The sequence below is a fragment of the Petrimonas sp. genome, assembly GCF_963921705.1.
Classification (GTDB): Bacteria; Bacteroidota; Bacteroidia; order Bacteroidales; family Dysgonomonadaceae; genus Petrimonas; species Petrimonas sulfuriphila.
In genome coordinates this window covers 2067068-2082492 of sequence record NZ_OY997410.1, presented here as the reverse complement: position 1 = coordinate 2082492, position 15425 = coordinate 2067068, and the positions used below count along the sequence as shown (strand labels likewise).

The window sequence follows — 15425 nt, the reverse complement described above, 5'->3', positions numbered from 1 at the left end:
TTTTATGGGGAAGAAAAAAAACGGTATTATTTTTTTGTTTGTACCAAATATAACATATATTTGCAGGCAAAGAATCATGAATGTTCTCAAAAGCTTGTAAATACGGCATCAAGGCACTCGTTTATATCGCTATTCAATCCATTGAAGGAAAAAGAGTTACCCTGGGAGAGATTTCGAAAAAAACCGATACACCCGAAGCCTTTACCGCAAAAATTCTGGGAACATTATCGAAAAACGGATTAGTTTCTTCTTTTACCGGACCCAACGGTGGTTTTGAGATCAGCCCCGACAAAATGAAGGCGGTGAAGATGAGCGATATCGTATCGGTTATTGATGGAGATGAGATCATTTGGCAATGTCCGTTGGGGCTCACCGGTTGCAACGATGAAAATCCCTGTCCCGTGCATCATCAATTTGCCGAAATTAGAACGAAATTAACCGCCATGTTAGTATCTACAACCGTTTACGATATGGCAACGGAGTTAAAATCGAACATACAGGTTTTATTAAGGTAAGTTTTTTTTAAATTAATTTCAGACACTTTTATCCGAAATATATCAAACAATTGATTTTCAATACGCTATAAAATCAATTTAATCCAATTACTAATCATTAAACGTGTTTAATTATGAATCACAAAAAACTTTGGATTGCACTCTCACTGGTAGTAGGAATTTCATTTGCCGTATTATTGTTTTACGGCAATCAGATCTACCAGAAAGCGCCACCGGTACCCGAACAGGTGGTGGATGAATCGGGAAACGTTCTTTTTACCGGAAGTAACATAAAAGACGGGCAGAACGTTTGGCAAAGCATGGGTGGACAGGAAGTAGGAACGGTTTGGGGGCACGGTGCCTATGTTGCACCGGACTGGACAGCCGACTACCTGCACCGGGAAGCACAATATTTGCTGAACAAATGGGCCGGAGGCGATTTTGAGTCTCAGAGCTCCGAACAAAAAGCTCTGCTGGAAAGGCGTCTTCAGATATTTTTACGCAAAAACACCTACGACGAAGCTACAAAAACGCTGACCCTTGCCGCAGAAAGGATCGAGGCGTTTGAGCACAACAAGGCTCATTATACATCCTTGTTTATGAATGACCCGGCGCTGGATAAATTGCGTTCCGATTACGCCATACCGAAGAATGCCATCAAGGACGAGTCGAGGATGGAGAAAATGGCACAATTTTTCTTTTGGGCATCGTGGGCATGCGTAACGGAAAGGCCCGGGGAAAGCATAACCTATACCCACAACTGGCCCAACGATGCTCAGATCGGGAACGTACCGACCGGCGACCTGGTAATCTGGACAGGCTTCAGCATCATCATGTTGTTAATTGGAATTGGTATTCTTGTTTTCGTACAGGCCCGTACACAACAGGAGGAAGTGTTGAAGCCGGTGAATGACCCGTTAATGAACCAGGTGATTACCCCGTCGATGCGAGCGACAAAGAAATATTTCTGGATCGTAAACATCCTGATCCTGGCACAGGTAATGCTGGGGATTCTCACCGCACACTACGGCGTGGAAGGCGATGCGCTCTACGGCATTGATATTGCCAGCTTCCTTCCCTACTCCATCACACGCACATGGCACGTTCAGATTGCTATTTTCTGGATTGCAAGCGCCTGGTTAGCCACCGGACTCTATATTGCTCCGTCGTTAAGCGGCAGGGATCCCAAATTTCAAAAGCTCGGCGTGAACGTGCTTTTCGTGGCGTTGCTCATTGTTGTTGCCGGTTCACTTATCGGACAATGGTTTGGCGTGATGCAAAAACTGGGACTGGTCGAGAACTTCTGGTTCGGACACCAGGGTTATGAATATGTCGACCTGGGGAGATTCTGGCAGTTACTGCTGGTCATAGGATTATTCCTGTGGCTTACACTGATGATCCGGCCCATTGTCCCTATCATCAAAAAAGGAACCAGTGAAAGGGGATTGCTCACACTCTTCCTGATCTCCTGCTTTGCTATCGCATTTTTCTACGCTGCAGGCCTGATGTGGGGGCGCACCACCAACTTGGCCATTGCTGAATACTGGCGCTGGTGGGTTGTGCATTTGTGGGTTGAAGGCTTCTTCGAAGTATTTGCAACGGTAGTTGCCGCGTTCTTGTTTACCCGGATGGGGTTACTGAGGATAAAATCGGCAACCAACAACGTGCTGTTCGCCACCATTATCTTCCTTTCGGGCGGTATCCTGGGAACATTCCACCACCTTTACTTCACGGGAACACCCACAGGTGTCATGGCACTGGGAGCGACATTTAGCGCCTTGGAGGTTGTTCCGCTGGTGTTGATCGGGTTTGAGGCATTCCACAATTACCGGATGAGTAAATCAACCGAATGGCTGGCAGATTACAAGTGGCCCATCTATTTCCTGTTATCGGTAGCCTTTTGGAACTTCCTGGGGGCTGGTATTTTTGGATTTATCATCAACCCGCCCATCGCATTGTATTATATGCAGGGACTAAACACCACTCCCGTACACGGACACGCAGCACTTTTCGGTGTGTACGGCATGTTGGGAATAGGGTTGATGCTGTTTGTGCTCCGCAGCATGTACCGCAAACAAAAATGGAACGACAAACTCATTAAATTCACGTTCTGGACACTGAACGCCGGCTTGCTTTTAATGGTGGTCGTCAGCTTACTGCCCGTTGGATTAATGCAAACGTTTGCCAGTGTAAACCACGGAATGTGGTATGCACGTTCGGCTGAATTTATGCAACAACCGGTGGTAAATGTATTCAAATGGTCGAGGATCATCGGAGACACCGTGTTCGGCATAGGAACCCTTACGCTCTTCCTGTTTGTTTATCAATTAACCCTGAAAAAAAATAAATCAACAAATTAGTCCATTCATTCACGGATTGCACGTCCGGTTGTTTAACGGATGTGCAATCCTTTATATAAAATAAAAAAACATGCTCATCAATTCAGAAAGTATTATTGGAAAAATTGTAGCTGAAAACTACAAAACGGCAGCTGTCTTCAAATCATACAACATCGATTTCTGTTGCAACGGAAACCGTAGCATTGCGGCTGCCAGTAAAGAAAAGAACATCGACGAAAAAGTAATTCTGCAAGAGTTATCAGAAGTACTGAACAAGAAAGAAGATTCGGACATTGATTTTAAATCGTGGTCGATTGACCTGCTCGCCGATTATATCGAGAAGAAACATCACAGGTATGTGTTTGCAAAAATTCCTGAAATAACGGCCTACCTGGCAAAGATTACGGATGTTCACGGTAATATACATCCCGAACTACATGAAATAAACGAGTTGTTTTCTCAATCTGCAGAAGCGTTATCGGCACACATGAAAAAAGAAGAAAACATCTTGTTCCCTTTAATCCGGGAAATGGTGGATAAAAGAACAACGGGCGAAAAATTTAAAAGGCCTCCTTTCGGAAGCATTGAAAACCCAATTAAAACGATGCATGCAGAGCACGACAATGAAGGCGTTCGTTTCAGAAGAATCAGTGAACTGAGCAGGAACTACGAAACACCTCAAGACGGCTGCAATACCTACAGGGTAACCCTGAATTTGCTCAAAGAATTCGAAGATGACCTCCACAGGCACATCCACCTGGAAAACAATATTCTGTTCCCTGCTGCGATAGAGTTTGAACGCGTTATTTTCTCCACTCACACGTAAAATTCGATTACTGTTTTTATCTTTGTATCAAAGAACCCGTAAAATGAGATCAGGAAACAAAGATGACGGCTCAAAAGCAGTAATTGTTGCAAACGGAAGGTATCCCCATCACCCTGTGCCGCTATCGGTAATAAAGAACGCACCCTACATCGTTTGCTGCGATGGGGCGGCTAACCATTTTATCGAAGCCGGCGGATATCCCGATGCTATTGTGGGCGACTGCGACTCCATCTCCGAGGAGAACAGGGTCCGCTTCGCGGATAAATTATTTCCCGACAAAGAACAGGAGACCAACGACCTGACCAAATCGGTTCTGTTTTGTGTGGAGAACGGAAGGAGAAACATCATTATTGTGGGCGGAACCGGGATACGTGAGGACCACAGCATCGGAAACATCTCGCTTCTTACAGATTATGAGGCGATGGCAAACGTGAAGATGGTTACCAACTACGGTATTTTTACACCCATCAGTTCAAAAACCACTTTCAATAGTTTTGCGGGTGAAAAAGTCTCCCTGTTTTCCATCGGGCAAAAACCTATTACCACCGACGGGTTGAAATATCCCATAGAAAACAGGATTCTCACCAACTGGTGGCAAGGCACGCTGAATGAATCACTGGGCGATAGGTTTACGGTGGATACTTGTGGGAGAGTGCTTGTTTTTCAGGTGTTTGATAGCGAAAAGGATCAAGACAACTCACGAAGCACATCCAGTGATTTGATCGGTTGAAAATCGTACAAATGCAGCCGGTAATAAGTCAACATCCGGTCGATGATCAGGTTCCTGTCGTTCCGCGACAGAATGAACAGATGCATGTTCGAGAAATTTATCCGTGACAATCGATTAAGAAAAGCGCTTTCCCGCTCACGCAAGTAATAGGCGTGATCCGGAGTCCGGCAGGTAAACTCCCCGTTCAGCATGTCGAAGCAACATCCCCGGGTATAATTTTCAAGATTGGGATAAACCCCCAGAAACCGGGTAAGGCCAAAGACAAAAGTCAGATGAAAATTAGCCAATCCTGTTTTTGTCTCTTCCAGCACCTCGACAGCCTGTTTCAAGTAATCGAAAAGCAATTCGTTGTTGTCGGTTTCCCGCAGCACTTTCGATAAAAATTCCGAGAGAAAAAAAGTCAGTGAAACTTTGGTTAAATTTACACCAATATCGTAGAGTAACGTCTGACGGTCGGCTTCTTTCAAGCGCTGGATTTCACGAAGTGGAAGATGTTCCACTTCCAGATTCAATATGGAAAGCGGGGAAAACAACGCAGGGTTGATTTTTGAACGTCTGCCACGTATTTTGGGAAGCAAGTATGAGACACGTCCAAAATCGCGCGTAAACACATGCGTGATGGAGTACTTATCGTTGTATCCGGCATTGCTCAGAACAATGCCCTCTGTCTTGTAGTGCATTTGCTGATGGATGATGGATGAAAAAACGCCCCGATAAAAGTCGGAGCGTCCGGGTGTTTGTTTTCAAATCTTTTAAAACGTTTTCTTTTTGATGCGGGCTGCTTTTCCGCGTAACTGACGGAGGTAATACAGTTTGGTTCTCCTGACCTTACCTTCGCTGTTCACTGTTATGCTGTCGATGAACGGAGAATTTATCGGGAAGATACGTTCAACACCGATATTGTCCGACATCTTACGAACCGTAAAGCGTTTGTTGTCGCCGTCACCCGATATACGGATCACCACGCCGCGATATTGCTGAATACGCTCCTTATTCCCTTCCACAATACGGTAAGCAACCGTTATGGTGTCGCCACTCTTAAACTTGGGCAATTCTTTCTTTCCCGAAGCGAAAGACTCTTCTGCAATTTTAATTAAATCCATTGTTTATAAAAGCTTTATGTTAATATTTAACTCTACAGGACGCAATATAACGACAACACATCGACAGAGATTGCGCAAAGCGGTTGCAAAGGTAGCAATAATTATTTAAATCACAATACTGTGATTCCTTTTATTCGTAAAAATAGGTTACACACGTTGTTAAACTGACAAAAATAGTGTATTTTTGACAAAATAAACATCAAACAAACCCATCATTAAGAATGAATAGACAACTGATCATTCTCGTACTTGCTGCTATCCTGCTGATTTCTTGTAAGTCGTACCAGTACCGGATAAGCAGCATGAACGGCACCGTCGTTGAAATGAACAGCCGTTTCGATGCGAATCCGAATAAAAAAATGGAAGCCCTGGTACGCAACTACAAAACCGAGCTCGATCGTGAGATGAATGAAGTGATCGGCACTTCTGCACAGCTGCTGGATTATGGCCGTCCCGAAAGTTTACTCACCAATTTCACTTCCGATGTGATGAAAATCTACGGCGATGAACATATTTCCGGCGGTGCCGACGTAGCTATCATGAACGTTAACGGACATCGTGCCAATATGCCGAAGGGTAAAATAACGGTTGGAAACCTGTATGAGATTTACTCTTTCGACAACGCCATAACCTTTCTCGAGCTGAAAGGAACCGATTTGAAGAAGATTTTCGATTCCTACGCCTGGATTGGTGGAGCGGGAATCTCTTCCAACGTAAGGCTGGCGATCAAGGACCGGAAAGTTCAATCGGTTACTGTAGACGGAAAACCCATTGACGAGAACAAAGTTTACACGGTTTCCACACTCGACTATCTTGCCGACGGCAATAACGACATGGATGCCTTGCGCAACGCACTAAAGACCACAAACACGGGTATCACGCTCCGCGATGTGATGATCGACTATGTGAAGGAACAAACCCGCCAGGGGAATGAGATTACCTCTCTTCTCGATGGAAGGATCACCGTTATTGAATAACCCTCAACACCTTATGAACAAAAAATATTTTTTCCTTCTCATCCTCACTGTTTTTATGTGCGGAACCGTTGCCTTCGGGCAAAAGAGCATTGTCATTCTTCATACAAACGATACACACAGCCGCATCGAGCCTATTCCTGAATCTGACCGCATTGCCGGGAACAAGGGAGGAGTTGTCCGCAGGATGAACTACATCGAACAGGTACGAAAAGAAAATAAAAATGTTTTACTCTTCGATGCCGGGGATTTTTTGCAGGGGACACCCTACTTTAACCTTTTCAAAGGTGAGGTGGAGACAGAAGCCATGAATATGATGCGTTACGATGCCGTTACGCTTGGAAATCATGAATTTGACTACGGACTGGAAGCATTGGAAAAAGTTGTACGCCGGGCAAAATTCCCCATCATCAGCAGTAATTACGATTTTTCCGGCACACCGCTGAACAATTTGATCAAACCGTACCTTATATTTAAAAAAGACGGGGTGAAAATTGGTGTGATCGCTATCAATATTCAGCCCAAGGGACTGATTGCTTCGGGTAATTACGACGGAATGAAATTCCTTCAACCGGAACGGGTGGCAAACGAACTGGCTTTAAAGCTGAAGACAACCGACCGGTGCGATATGGTTATCTGCCTGTCGCACTTGGGTTACACAGCCGATAAGCGATTGGTGGAACAAACTAGAAACATTGATATTGTTATCGGCGGCCACAGCCACACCAATATGAAAACTCCGGATATGTTGAAAAATATCGACAACAAAGATGTTATGGTTTTTCAAACAGCAGGAAGAGGAATCTATGTCGGAAGAATTGATGTAGAACTCGAGAAAGTGAAGTAATAAGTTGAGGACAGATTGCCGCTCCGAACCTTAATGTCTGAAGTTGATACAAATAAACCGATCATGTTCAAAAAAAGAGATATCCTGTTTTTTACATTTTATTTATTCACCGCAGTACTTACCGCTCAAACCGAAACCAATCTCTATCGGCAGGCCGACAAAACAGAATTGAACCCATGGGTGGATTCCGTATACAACAGCCTGAGCCTGGACGAAAAGATCGGCCAGCTTTTTATGCCTGTCGTGGAATCGAAGAGCAGCTGGAAAACAAAAATTGCGGGTTATATAAACAACCAGAAAATCGGGGGGGTATTGTTTTCGAAGGGTACGCTGGCCATGCAGGCCGAAATGACCAACTACCTCCAAAGCATAGCCAAAACACCGCTTTTTGTGGCGCTGGACGGTGAGTGGGGACTCTCCATGCGCCTGAGGGATGCACCTCGTTTTCCGCGAAACCTGATCACCGGTGCTATTCACGATGAAGAAACGCTGAAGCAGTATGGAAAAGAGGTTGCCCGGCAATGTCGTGAAATGGGTATCCACATTAACTTTGCCCCGTCCATCGATGTGCATAGCAATCCCGACAACCCGGTCATAGGTTCACGGTCCTTCGGCGAACTTCCCGCCAACGTAGCCCGACAAGGTATCGCCTTTGCCAGGGGAATGGAAGAAAACGGTGTGATGGCGGTTGCCAAACACTTTCCCGGTCACGGCGACACATCGGAAGATTCGCACCGGACCTTGCCGACCATAAGCCACGATTTAGCCCGGCTAGACTCGGTGGAATTACATCCTTTCCAGCAATACGTCAATGCAGGACTGTCGGGGATGATGCTCGGGCATCTGAACGTTCCCGTACTGAACACAAATGGATTACCGGCATCATTATCGATAAACGTGGGGCAGAAACTGCTGAAGGACCGGATGGGTTTTACCGGGCTTACTTTTACCGACGGGATGGCGATGAAAGGGGTTTCCAATCAACCCGATATGAGCGTAAAAGCACTGCTGGCCGGAAACGATGTGATTCTGGGGGTAATCAATCAGGAGAAGGAATTTCAACAGGTGAAACAGGCGGTTGAAAAAGGAGTTATTTCCCCGGCTCTGCTCGAAGAAAAAGTAAGAAAAATACTGACATACAAATACATACTCGGTGTTCATCACGTTAAACCGATAGACATCCGTACGTTAAACCGCAACATACACGCTCCGGAAGGTGAGTGGACACAACGAAAAATCTATGACAAGGCCATTACACTGGTTAAAAACAACGATTCTATCCTGCCGGTAAGGGCATTGGATAAAAACCGGATTGCCGCCGTGGCGATTGGCACCCCGGAGCAAAACACCTTTCAGAAATGGTTGAAAAAATATGCCGGGGTTAACACTTTTCAAGTAATTACTGTCGATAGCATAGCGCCATTATCCGACAAACTGAAAGAGTTCGATATCGTTCTGATCTCTGTGCACTCCGTTCCTGCAGGCGGCTCGACCGCGCTTCAACAAATGATAAAAAACGCTGCAAAATCGGTTCTGGTATTGTTCGATTCACCGTACACACTCGATAATTTAAAACCGGCTACTGACCTTGCATCCTCAGTCGTAGTGGCTTACGACAACACCGATTTTGCCCAGATGAGTGCAGCACAAGCCGTTTTCGGAGGCATTGGCTTCTCGGGGAAACTGCCTGTTTCAGCAGGAGGATTTGAAGTTAACAGTGGTATCGGCACCCAAAAGACACGTCTCTCCTACTCGCTTCCCGAAGAAGTCGGAATGTTGTCCGAAAGCCTGCAGGATGTGGAAAAAATCGCGCTCGAAGGCATCCGCCAGCGGGCCTATCCCGGATGTTACGTAATGGTGGTAAAAGACGGGACAGTTATTTACAACAAAGGATTCGGCAATATGGAATACTCTTCCGGGGCAAAAGTTGACGCCGAAACCGTTTATGACCTGGCCTCGATAACCAAGGCAGCAGCCACTGTTCCGGCGATCATGAAGATGTACGATGAGAAAAAGATCCGGCTGCAAGACAATATCGGGAAATTTGTACCCGAAACTCGGGGAACCAACAAAGCAAACCTAACCATCCGTGACGCACTTTTTCACGAAACGGGAATTGTTTCTTTTATTCCTTATTACACAACGGCCATAGATCCGAACAGTTTTAACGGACCGCTGTTCGGAAGAAAGTCGACACTCCACCACGTCCGTTATGCCGGTGCGTGGGGCCGGACCGACTACGCGTTTATCCCGTCGTTCATCTCGGATAAACCTTCCGGGACCTTTCACTTACCTGTGGCCAGGGATCTGTATGCGAGCAACAAAATGCACCAGGCCTTGCTGAAAGAGGTGATCGCCACCGAACTTCGCTCAAAGACCTATCGGTATAGCTGTCTGAATTTTATGTTGCTGAAAGAAGCCATTGAGCACATTTCCAAAACCGATCTGGACAACTTCGTAAAAGACAACTTCTACAAAAAACTGGGTGCGGAAACACTGACATTCCGTCCGTTAGACCACATGCCGGTGGACAACATTGCTCCCACCGAGAATGATCCTTTTTTTCGAAAACAGCAATTAAGGGGGTATGTCCACGACGAAGGAGCAGCCTTGTTTGGCGGGATCTCGGGTAATGCCGGATTATTCTCCAACGCCAACGACCTGGCAAAACTCTCCCAAATGTGGCTGAACGGAGGAGAATACGGTGGGGAAAGATTTTTAAGCGAAGAGACCGTGAACCTGTTTACCAAAACAAAAAGCAGCAACAGCCGCCGTGGATTGGGATTCGACAAACCTGACCCTCGGAACAACAATGCAAGCCCTACCAGTCCGCTTACCCCTGTCTCCGTTTATGGCCACACGGGTTTTACCGGAACCAGTTTCTGGGTGGATCCCGACAACAAGATGATTTACATCTTTTTGTCGAACCGGGTTTTTCCCGAGCGTTCTCCCAATCGATTATCGACGTTGAAAATCAGGGAACGCATCCAGGATGAACTCTATAAGGCACTGAACAAGGAGTAATAATGCATAATTTAAGAACAAGGAGCACATTAATACATTGGCACACCAACATATAGAAATGAACATGCAACGAATCATCAAAAGCACCAACCTGATAAGCGATATCGAAAAAATAGTGGCGGAAATCAAGCACGATAAACTTTTTGTGCTGACAGACGAACATACGGCGAACCTTTGCCTTCCCCTGCTTGACCCCTGGATTGCTGTTAAGGATGTAAGCCGGGTTGTAATTCCGGCAAACGACACCAACAAAACGCTCGAAAACCTGGCACACATCTGGAAGCACCTGACCCAAAACGGTGCAACACGCCATTCGTTGTTGATAAACCTGGGCGGAGGAATGGTCACCGATATTGGCGGGTTCGCAGCAGCTACATTCAAGCGTGGAATCACATACATCAACATTCCCACTACCTTGTTGGGAGCGGTAGATGCTGCCGTCGGCGGAAAAACCGGAATCAATTTTGAAGGATTCAAAAACGAAATAGGGGCATTTTATCCGGCAGCATGTGTGTTAATCTCTTCACGCTTCTTTTCCTCGCTCGGCCGTAAAGACATTCTTTCGGGTTTTTCCGAAATGCTTAAACACGCACTTATCAACTCCGAGGCAGAGTGGAAAAAGCTGCTGACTTTCGATGCTGGAGATATTGATTACGAATGGCTTACCGATGCAGTTTTCCGTTCGGTCTCCATCAAGGAAGAGATTGTAAAAAAAGACCCGTTTGAGCACAATATCCGCAAGGCGTTGAACCTCGGACATACTGTCGGACACGCTTTTGAGAGCTTTGCCCTGGAAACGGAGAGGCCCGTCTTGCACGGTTATGCCGTGGCGTGGGGGCTAATCTCGGAGTTGTATCTGTCGCATCGCGTATGCGGGTTTCCCAAAGAGGAACTGCAAAAAACCGTTCGTTTTATCCACCGGAATTACGGTGCATTTGCCTTGGATTGCGACGATTACGAACACCTCTACGACATTATGACACACGACAAGAAGAACGCAAACGCGTCTTCCGTCAACTTCACGCTCCTGTCCGGTGTCGGGGATATACAGATCAATCGGGTTGCTGGAAAGGACCTGATTTTCCAGTCGCTGGATTTTTACCGGGACAGTGTTGGGTTATGAGAACGATATGCTCTTTACGGTTAATACCTGTTTTCCTGTTGTTTATATACACTCCGTCATGTTCTCAGGAGGGGGGCGAACCCACCCAGATTGCCTGGGACACCTGGGGAGTTCCGCACATAACGGCAAATTATTTTACTGTTTTCTTTCTCTCTTCCAGTCATTGATGGTATGCCCATAAAAAGCAAACCACACCAAATAGATAAAGCACGGGATCAATACCCAATACCCTGCTCTTAAACCGTGCTGATCTCCTATCGCACCGTAGATCAAGGGTAGTATGGCATTTCCGCTTAATCCCATAATCAAAAGAGAAGAACCTGTCTTGGTTAATTTTCCCAAGCCATGAATCGACAAGGGCCAGATACCGGCATATATCAATGCGTTAGGAAATCCTATCGAGGCTAGGAGCCATATCGAGATGTTTGCTGTATGCCCGAATAGTGAAACGGGTTGGTTAGCAAACACTACCCCTAAAGAAAGAAGAAACCCCAGTACGGTACAGAATTTTAAAGCGGCTTTTTGCGGAATAAACCGGGGGATAAGCAAGATACCCAGCAAATAACCGATAATTGTACACAGAAGCGTATAAGAAGGGAAAAACTTCGCATCCAACAAGCCGATCCCCATCGAACCGGCATAATTGATGATGGTATCTATTGCCACTACCTGGGTCCCTACGTGTAGAAAAATCGCAATAGCTCCAAAAACGAGGTAGGGATAATCCAAAAGAGATTTTCTTGGTGTGCCTGCAACCGGCGGTAAATCACTATTCTGCTCTTGAGCTTTATCCTCTTTCTCTTCTAACTCCGGCAGTACTGAATACCTTATACCGAAACCCACCAATACCAAAAGAACGGCAAGAATAGAATAGGGCATAATTACCCTCCTGATGAGTTCCTGAAGAATAATGTTTTTCTCCGTTTCGGAAAGCGCGCCTGACTCAAGTAACGCAAAAGTTCCGTCATCAGTCGATTTGAACACTACCGCTGCAAAAAGTAAAGGAGCAATAATGCCTGCAGATTTGTTAAAAATGCCCATCACACTCATTCGCTGCGCAGCACTATCTATCGGCCCGACTATGGTGACGTAAGGGTTTGCTGCCGTTTGAAGGATAGCAAGCCCTGTTCCGAGGCAATACAATCCCACAAGAAAAACCGCATATTGCCGCATAAGTGCTGCCGGGATAAAGATAAGGGCACCTAACGACAGGAATAAAAATCCGTACATGATTCCTTTCTTATATCCCGTCCTGTTTAATAATAAACCCGACGGGACGGCCATCACAAAATAGGCAATATAAAAGGCAAAAGTGACGAAATAGGACTGAAAGTGTGTCAGTTCAAGGGCAATCTTAAAATAAGGGATAAGGATGGCGTTAACCCATGACACCAAGCCGATGACAAAATACATCACGGCCAAAATACCCATCGAGATATAAAAAACTTTTTTGTTCATAAAGGAAATATTATTTGGTGACAACGCCCGTAGTTCCTCCATGCTTTAAAGAAATATCATGGGGTTGATTTTTTTTCCATGCTCCATTCGTAAAGTCCGGGATATCGATCGGTGCCGATCGATTGGCGACCGACCATTCGCTTAACGGACCTATCACGCTCCACGACGCTGCGTCGTACACATCCATATCGACAGGCAGGCCATTCCTTAAACAATCAATCAATCTCCAATCCATCAAAAAGTCCATTCCTCCGTGCCCGCCAATCTCCTTGGCAATATCTTGCATTTTCTTGATGATGGGTGGATTATATCTCCGTTCAATTTCCTCGAATTTATCTTCAGACAGCCACTCTTTGTGGTCTCCAGCCATGGATAGGCGGGGAGGAAGAGGATATTTCTGCGCTGTTGCTTTTGTCCCGCTTATGGTATGTAATCGTGAATAAGGGCGAGGCGTGGTGATATCGTGCTGAATAAGGATTGTTTGCCCTTTGATTGTTTTGATGATCGAGCTATTCATGTTCCCTCGGAATGAGGCTCCTTCAAACTGCTTAAAATAATCTTCCTTCAGGGATAGTTCTTGGGAATATTGATTCATCAAAAAATCATCGGATGACATCGACACCATATATTCCATCCGGTTCCCCCGATTGATATTCATGATTTGAGCCACGGGCCCTAATCCATGTGTAGGGTAGAGATTTCCGTTTCTTCTCATGTTTTCCTTAAGCCTCCAGCTTCTTCCGGGCTTTCCCCTGAAGAATAAGCTCTCCCCTATTTCATGAATATATCCTCCCTCCGCATGCACTATTTCTCCAAAAAAACCATTGCGTGCGAGATTCAAAGTCAGTAATTCAAAAAAATCGTAACAACAGTTCTCCAGAATCACACAATGTTTTTTGGTTTCCTCTGAAGTTTCTACTAATTGCCAACAATCCTCTACTGTGGTTGCGACTGGGATTTCCAGTGCCACGTGCTTGCCTTGCCTCATGGAATATACCCCAATGGGTGCATGCCATTCCCAGGGGGCGGCAACATATACAAGATCAATATCATCTCTCCGGCACATCTCCATCCAGCTATCTTCTTTTCCCGAATAAACAAGGGCCGGATGTCCAGGTGTTTGAATACGCGCTTTGGCTTTCTCCGCATGCTCGGAAAGTTCATCGCAAATGGCCACAATTTTAACTCCGTCAATGCGGCTGATTCTTTCTACGGCCGCACTTCCCCTGTTCCCCACGCCTACAAACCCCACTCTTACTGTTTCCAGTTTGGGTGCAGTATACCCGCACATATTAAATTTTTGCGAATGTTTTTTATAGGCTTCACGGTATATTTTTTCTAAAGACTTGCTCGACTGTTGTTTCTCCGCAGGTATTTCACGGCTTATCCCTTTGGTCGGCAGCATGGCAGATACAGTTGCAACTCCTGCCGCTTTAAGGAAATTTCTTCTATTGATTTGCATGGAGAAATCTATTTTTATTTTAATTGAGAGGCGGAGTTTCCATCCAAAAACAGTACTGTATAAGGATGCCTCCTTAAAATCGTCGCCGGGCATGCCGTCGTTATTTCCGCATTCAGTGTATTGTAAACAGCATTGGCTTTTCGCTTATCCGGCACCATACAACTGATTACGTTACAACGCATGATGGCAGGAATTGTCAGGCTAACAGCTTCTCTAGGTACCTCTTCGAGAGTAGAGAACCATCCCTCTCCCAATTGCTGCCGGCGTGAGATATCATCCAACTGCACTATTTTCACCAATTGCGGATCGTTGAAATCGGCAACTTCGGGATCATTAAAGGCGATATGCCCATTCTCCCCAATACCTATGCATGCTACATCAATCTTGGCAGCTTTCAACAGTTCTTCATAGCGGGCTATTTCACGTTCAATATCCTTGGCATCGCCATGAATGTAATTAACCTGATATGGTTTTACTTCATCGAGGATTCTTTCTTTCAGGTATTTTCGGAAACTGGCCGGATGGGTTTCGGGCAAATCCCTATACTCATCCAAATGGAATACGGTAATTTTACTCCAATCGACGGGGAGCGTTTTTATTGCCTCGATAAAGGCAAATTGCGATGCGCCGGTGGCTAAGATCAGATTAGCATGCCCCTTGGCCCGAATAGCGTAATTCAAATGTTTGGCCACAAAGTCCGCGCTGCCTTTTCCGGCAGAAGCCTCGTCCGTAAAAATACGAACCGTAAGATTTTCTTTCTTGAATTGTTTAATTTCAGTTGTCATTTCTTATCTTAATTATAAAGTTTCATCAATAAACATTTTCATCTGCTTCAAGATAAATACCCTTTTCCGGTTTTTCCCATGAACCTTATCCGTATTCTGGTGTAACCGGTTTATCTTTTAGCAAAGATAGTCTCCGTTACAACATCTTATGATATAATTAACGAATCCAATGTGGCTTATCACGAATATATTCATAGAAATAATCACAATTATGGAACATTCTACGGTTTCTAGTGTTACTATGAGAACGTTGATTTAAA

13 protein-coding genes are annotated in these 15425 nt (G+C 45.3%); 8 read left to right on the top strand and 5 right to left on the bottom strand.

Features of this window, described 5'->3' with window-relative positions; all coding sequences use genetic code 11:
* Positions 1-80: 80 nt before the first annotated feature.
* From AACM02_RS08645 to AACM02_RS08630, 4 genes are all read left to right on the top strand, one after another.
* Positions 81-515, top strand: a complete 435-nt coding sequence (locus tag AACM02_RS08645; RefSeq protein ID WP_321716221.1) for an Rrf2 family transcriptional regulator — start codon at positions 81-83, stop codon at positions 513-515.
* Positions 516-628: 113 nt separating this feature from the next.
* Positions 629-2854 carry a nitric-oxide reductase large subunit gene (locus tag AACM02_RS08640; protein WP_339116703.1) on the top strand — a complete coding sequence of 742 codons (2226 nt, stop codon included), beginning with the start codon at positions 629-631 and terminating at the stop codon, positions 2852-2854.
* Positions 2855-2924: 70 nt separating this feature from the next.
* Positions 2925-3659 (top strand): iron-sulfur cluster repair di-iron protein, encoded by a 735-nt coding sequence (gene ric / locus AACM02_RS08635; RefSeq protein WP_339116702.1) that lies wholly within the window; start codon positions 2925-2927, stop codon positions 3657-3659.
* A gap of 43 nt (positions 3660-3702) precedes the next feature.
* Positions 3703-4389 carry a thiamine diphosphokinase gene (locus AACM02_RS08630; RefSeq protein WP_339116701.1) on the top strand — a complete coding sequence of 229 codons (687 nt, stop codon included), beginning with the start codon at positions 3703-3705 and terminating at the stop codon, positions 4387-4389.
* On the opposite strand, the gene recO is transcribed toward AACM02_RS08630, so the two are convergent.
* Entirely contained in the window at positions 4347-5069 is a 723-nt protein-coding gene (gene recO, locus AACM02_RS08625) for a DNA repair protein RecO (protein ID WP_214062285.1), read from the bottom strand. The genes AACM02_RS08630 and recO overlap by 43 nt on opposite strands.
* A 72-nt stretch (positions 5070-5141) precedes the next feature.
* A complete protein-coding gene (gene rplS / locus AACM02_RS08620) occupies positions 5142-5492 on the bottom strand; it encodes a 50S ribosomal protein L19 (protein ID WP_214062284.1) in 351 nt (116 codons plus the stop codon).
* Between the two features lie 221 nt (positions 5493-5713).
* On the opposite strand from rplS, the gene AACM02_RS08615 reads away from it, so the two are divergent.
* The 4 genes from AACM02_RS08615 to aroB all read left to right on the top strand — a co-directional run bounded on the left by AACM02_RS08615 (position 5714) and on the right by aroB (position 11460).
* Complete coding sequence (locus AACM02_RS08615) at positions 5714-6469, top strand: 5'-nucleotidase C-terminal domain-containing protein (protein ID WP_214062283.1); 756 nt, start codon at positions 5714-5716, stop codon at positions 6467-6469.
* The gene (locus AACM02_RS08610; RefSeq protein WP_339116700.1) at positions 6423-7313 is read left to right on the top strand and encodes a metallophosphoesterase; all 891 of its coding nucleotides are present in this window, start codon (positions 6423-6425) and stop codon (positions 7311-7313) included. Before AACM02_RS08615 ends, AACM02_RS08610 begins: the two co-directional genes overlap by 47 nt.
* A 63-nt stretch (positions 7314-7376) precedes the next feature.
* The gene (locus AACM02_RS08605) at positions 7377-10337 is read left to right on the top strand and encodes a glycoside hydrolase family 3 N-terminal domain-containing protein (protein WP_339116699.1); all 2961 of its coding nucleotides are present in this window, start codon (positions 7377-7379) and stop codon (positions 10335-10337) included.
* 58 nt (positions 10338-10395) lie between these two features.
* Positions 10396-11460 carry a 3-dehydroquinate synthase gene (gene aroB / locus AACM02_RS08600; protein ID WP_339116698.1) on the top strand — a complete coding sequence of 355 codons (1065 nt, stop codon included), beginning with the start codon at positions 10396-10398 and terminating at the stop codon, positions 11458-11460.
* A gap of 135 nt (positions 11461-11595) precedes the next feature.
* Here aroB and AACM02_RS08595 read toward each other — a convergent pair whose 3' ends face one another.
* The 3 genes from AACM02_RS08595 to AACM02_RS08585 are packed head-to-tail and all read right to left on the bottom strand — an operon-like array spanning position 11596 to position 15165.
* A complete protein-coding gene (locus AACM02_RS08595) occupies positions 11596-12918 on the bottom strand; it encodes a sugar MFS transporter (protein WP_286849250.1) in 1323 nt (440 codons plus the stop codon).
* Positions 12919-12928: 10 nt separating this feature from the next.
* Positions 12929-14380, bottom strand: a complete 1452-nt coding sequence (locus AACM02_RS08590; RefSeq protein WP_286849252.1) for a Gfo/Idh/MocA family oxidoreductase — start codon at positions 14378-14380, stop codon at positions 12929-12931.
* A 14-nt stretch (positions 14381-14394) separates the two neighbouring features.
* The gene (locus tag AACM02_RS08585; RefSeq protein ID WP_286849254.1) at positions 14395-15165 is read right to left on the bottom strand and encodes a glucosamine-6-phosphate deaminase; all 771 of its coding nucleotides are present in this window, start codon (positions 15163-15165) and stop codon (positions 14395-14397) included.
* Between the last annotated feature and the right edge of the window lie 260 nt (positions 15166-15425).

Bases quoted from the DNA above. Each gene is read 5' to 3' on its own strand.
- rplS (WP_214062284.1), bottom strand. From the start codon at position 5,492: ATGGATTTAATTAAAATTGCAGAAGAGTCTTTCGCTTCGGGAAAGAAA.
- AACM02_RS08610 (WP_339116700.1), top strand. From the start codon at position 6,423: ATGAGATTACCTCTCTTCTCGATGGAAGGATCACCGTTATTGAATAAC.
- AACM02_RS08605 (WP_339116699.1), top strand. From the start codon at position 7,377: ATGTTCAAAAAAAGAGATATCCTGTTTTTTACATTTTATTTATTCACC.
- AACM02_RS08645 (WP_321716221.1), top strand. From the start codon at position 81: ATGTTCTCAAAAGCTTGTAAATACGGCATCAAGGCACTCGTTTATATC.
- AACM02_RS08585 (WP_286849254.1), bottom strand. From the start codon at position 15,165: ATGACAACTGAAATTAAACAATTCAAGAAAGAAAATCTTACGGTTCGT.
- recO (WP_214062285.1), bottom strand. From the start codon at position 5,069: ATGCACTACAAGACAGAGGGCATTGTTCTGAGCAATGCCGGATACAAC.
- aroB (WP_339116698.1), top strand. From the start codon at position 10,396: ATGAACATGCAACGAATCATCAAAAGCACCAACCTGATAAGCGATATC.
- AACM02_RS08595 (WP_286849250.1), bottom strand. From the start codon at position 12,918: ATGAACAAAAAAGTTTTTTATATCTCGATGGGTATTTTGGCCGTGATG.
- AACM02_RS08615 (WP_214062283.1), top strand. From the start codon at position 5,714: ATGAATAGACAACTGATCATTCTCGTACTTGCTGCTATCCTGCTGATT.
- AACM02_RS08630 (WP_339116701.1), top strand. From the start codon at position 3,703: ATGAGATCAGGAAACAAAGATGACGGCTCAAAAGCAGTAATTGTTGCA.
- ric (WP_339116702.1), top strand. From the start codon at position 2,925: ATGCTCATCAATTCAGAAAGTATTATTGGAAAAATTGTAGCTGAAAAC.
- AACM02_RS08590 (WP_286849252.1), bottom strand. From the start codon at position 14,380: ATGCAAATCAATAGAAGAAATTTCCTTAAAGCGGCAGGAGTTGCAACT.
- AACM02_RS08640 (WP_339116703.1), top strand. From the start codon at position 629: ATGAATCACAAAAAACTTTGGATTGCACTCTCACTGGTAGTAGGAATT.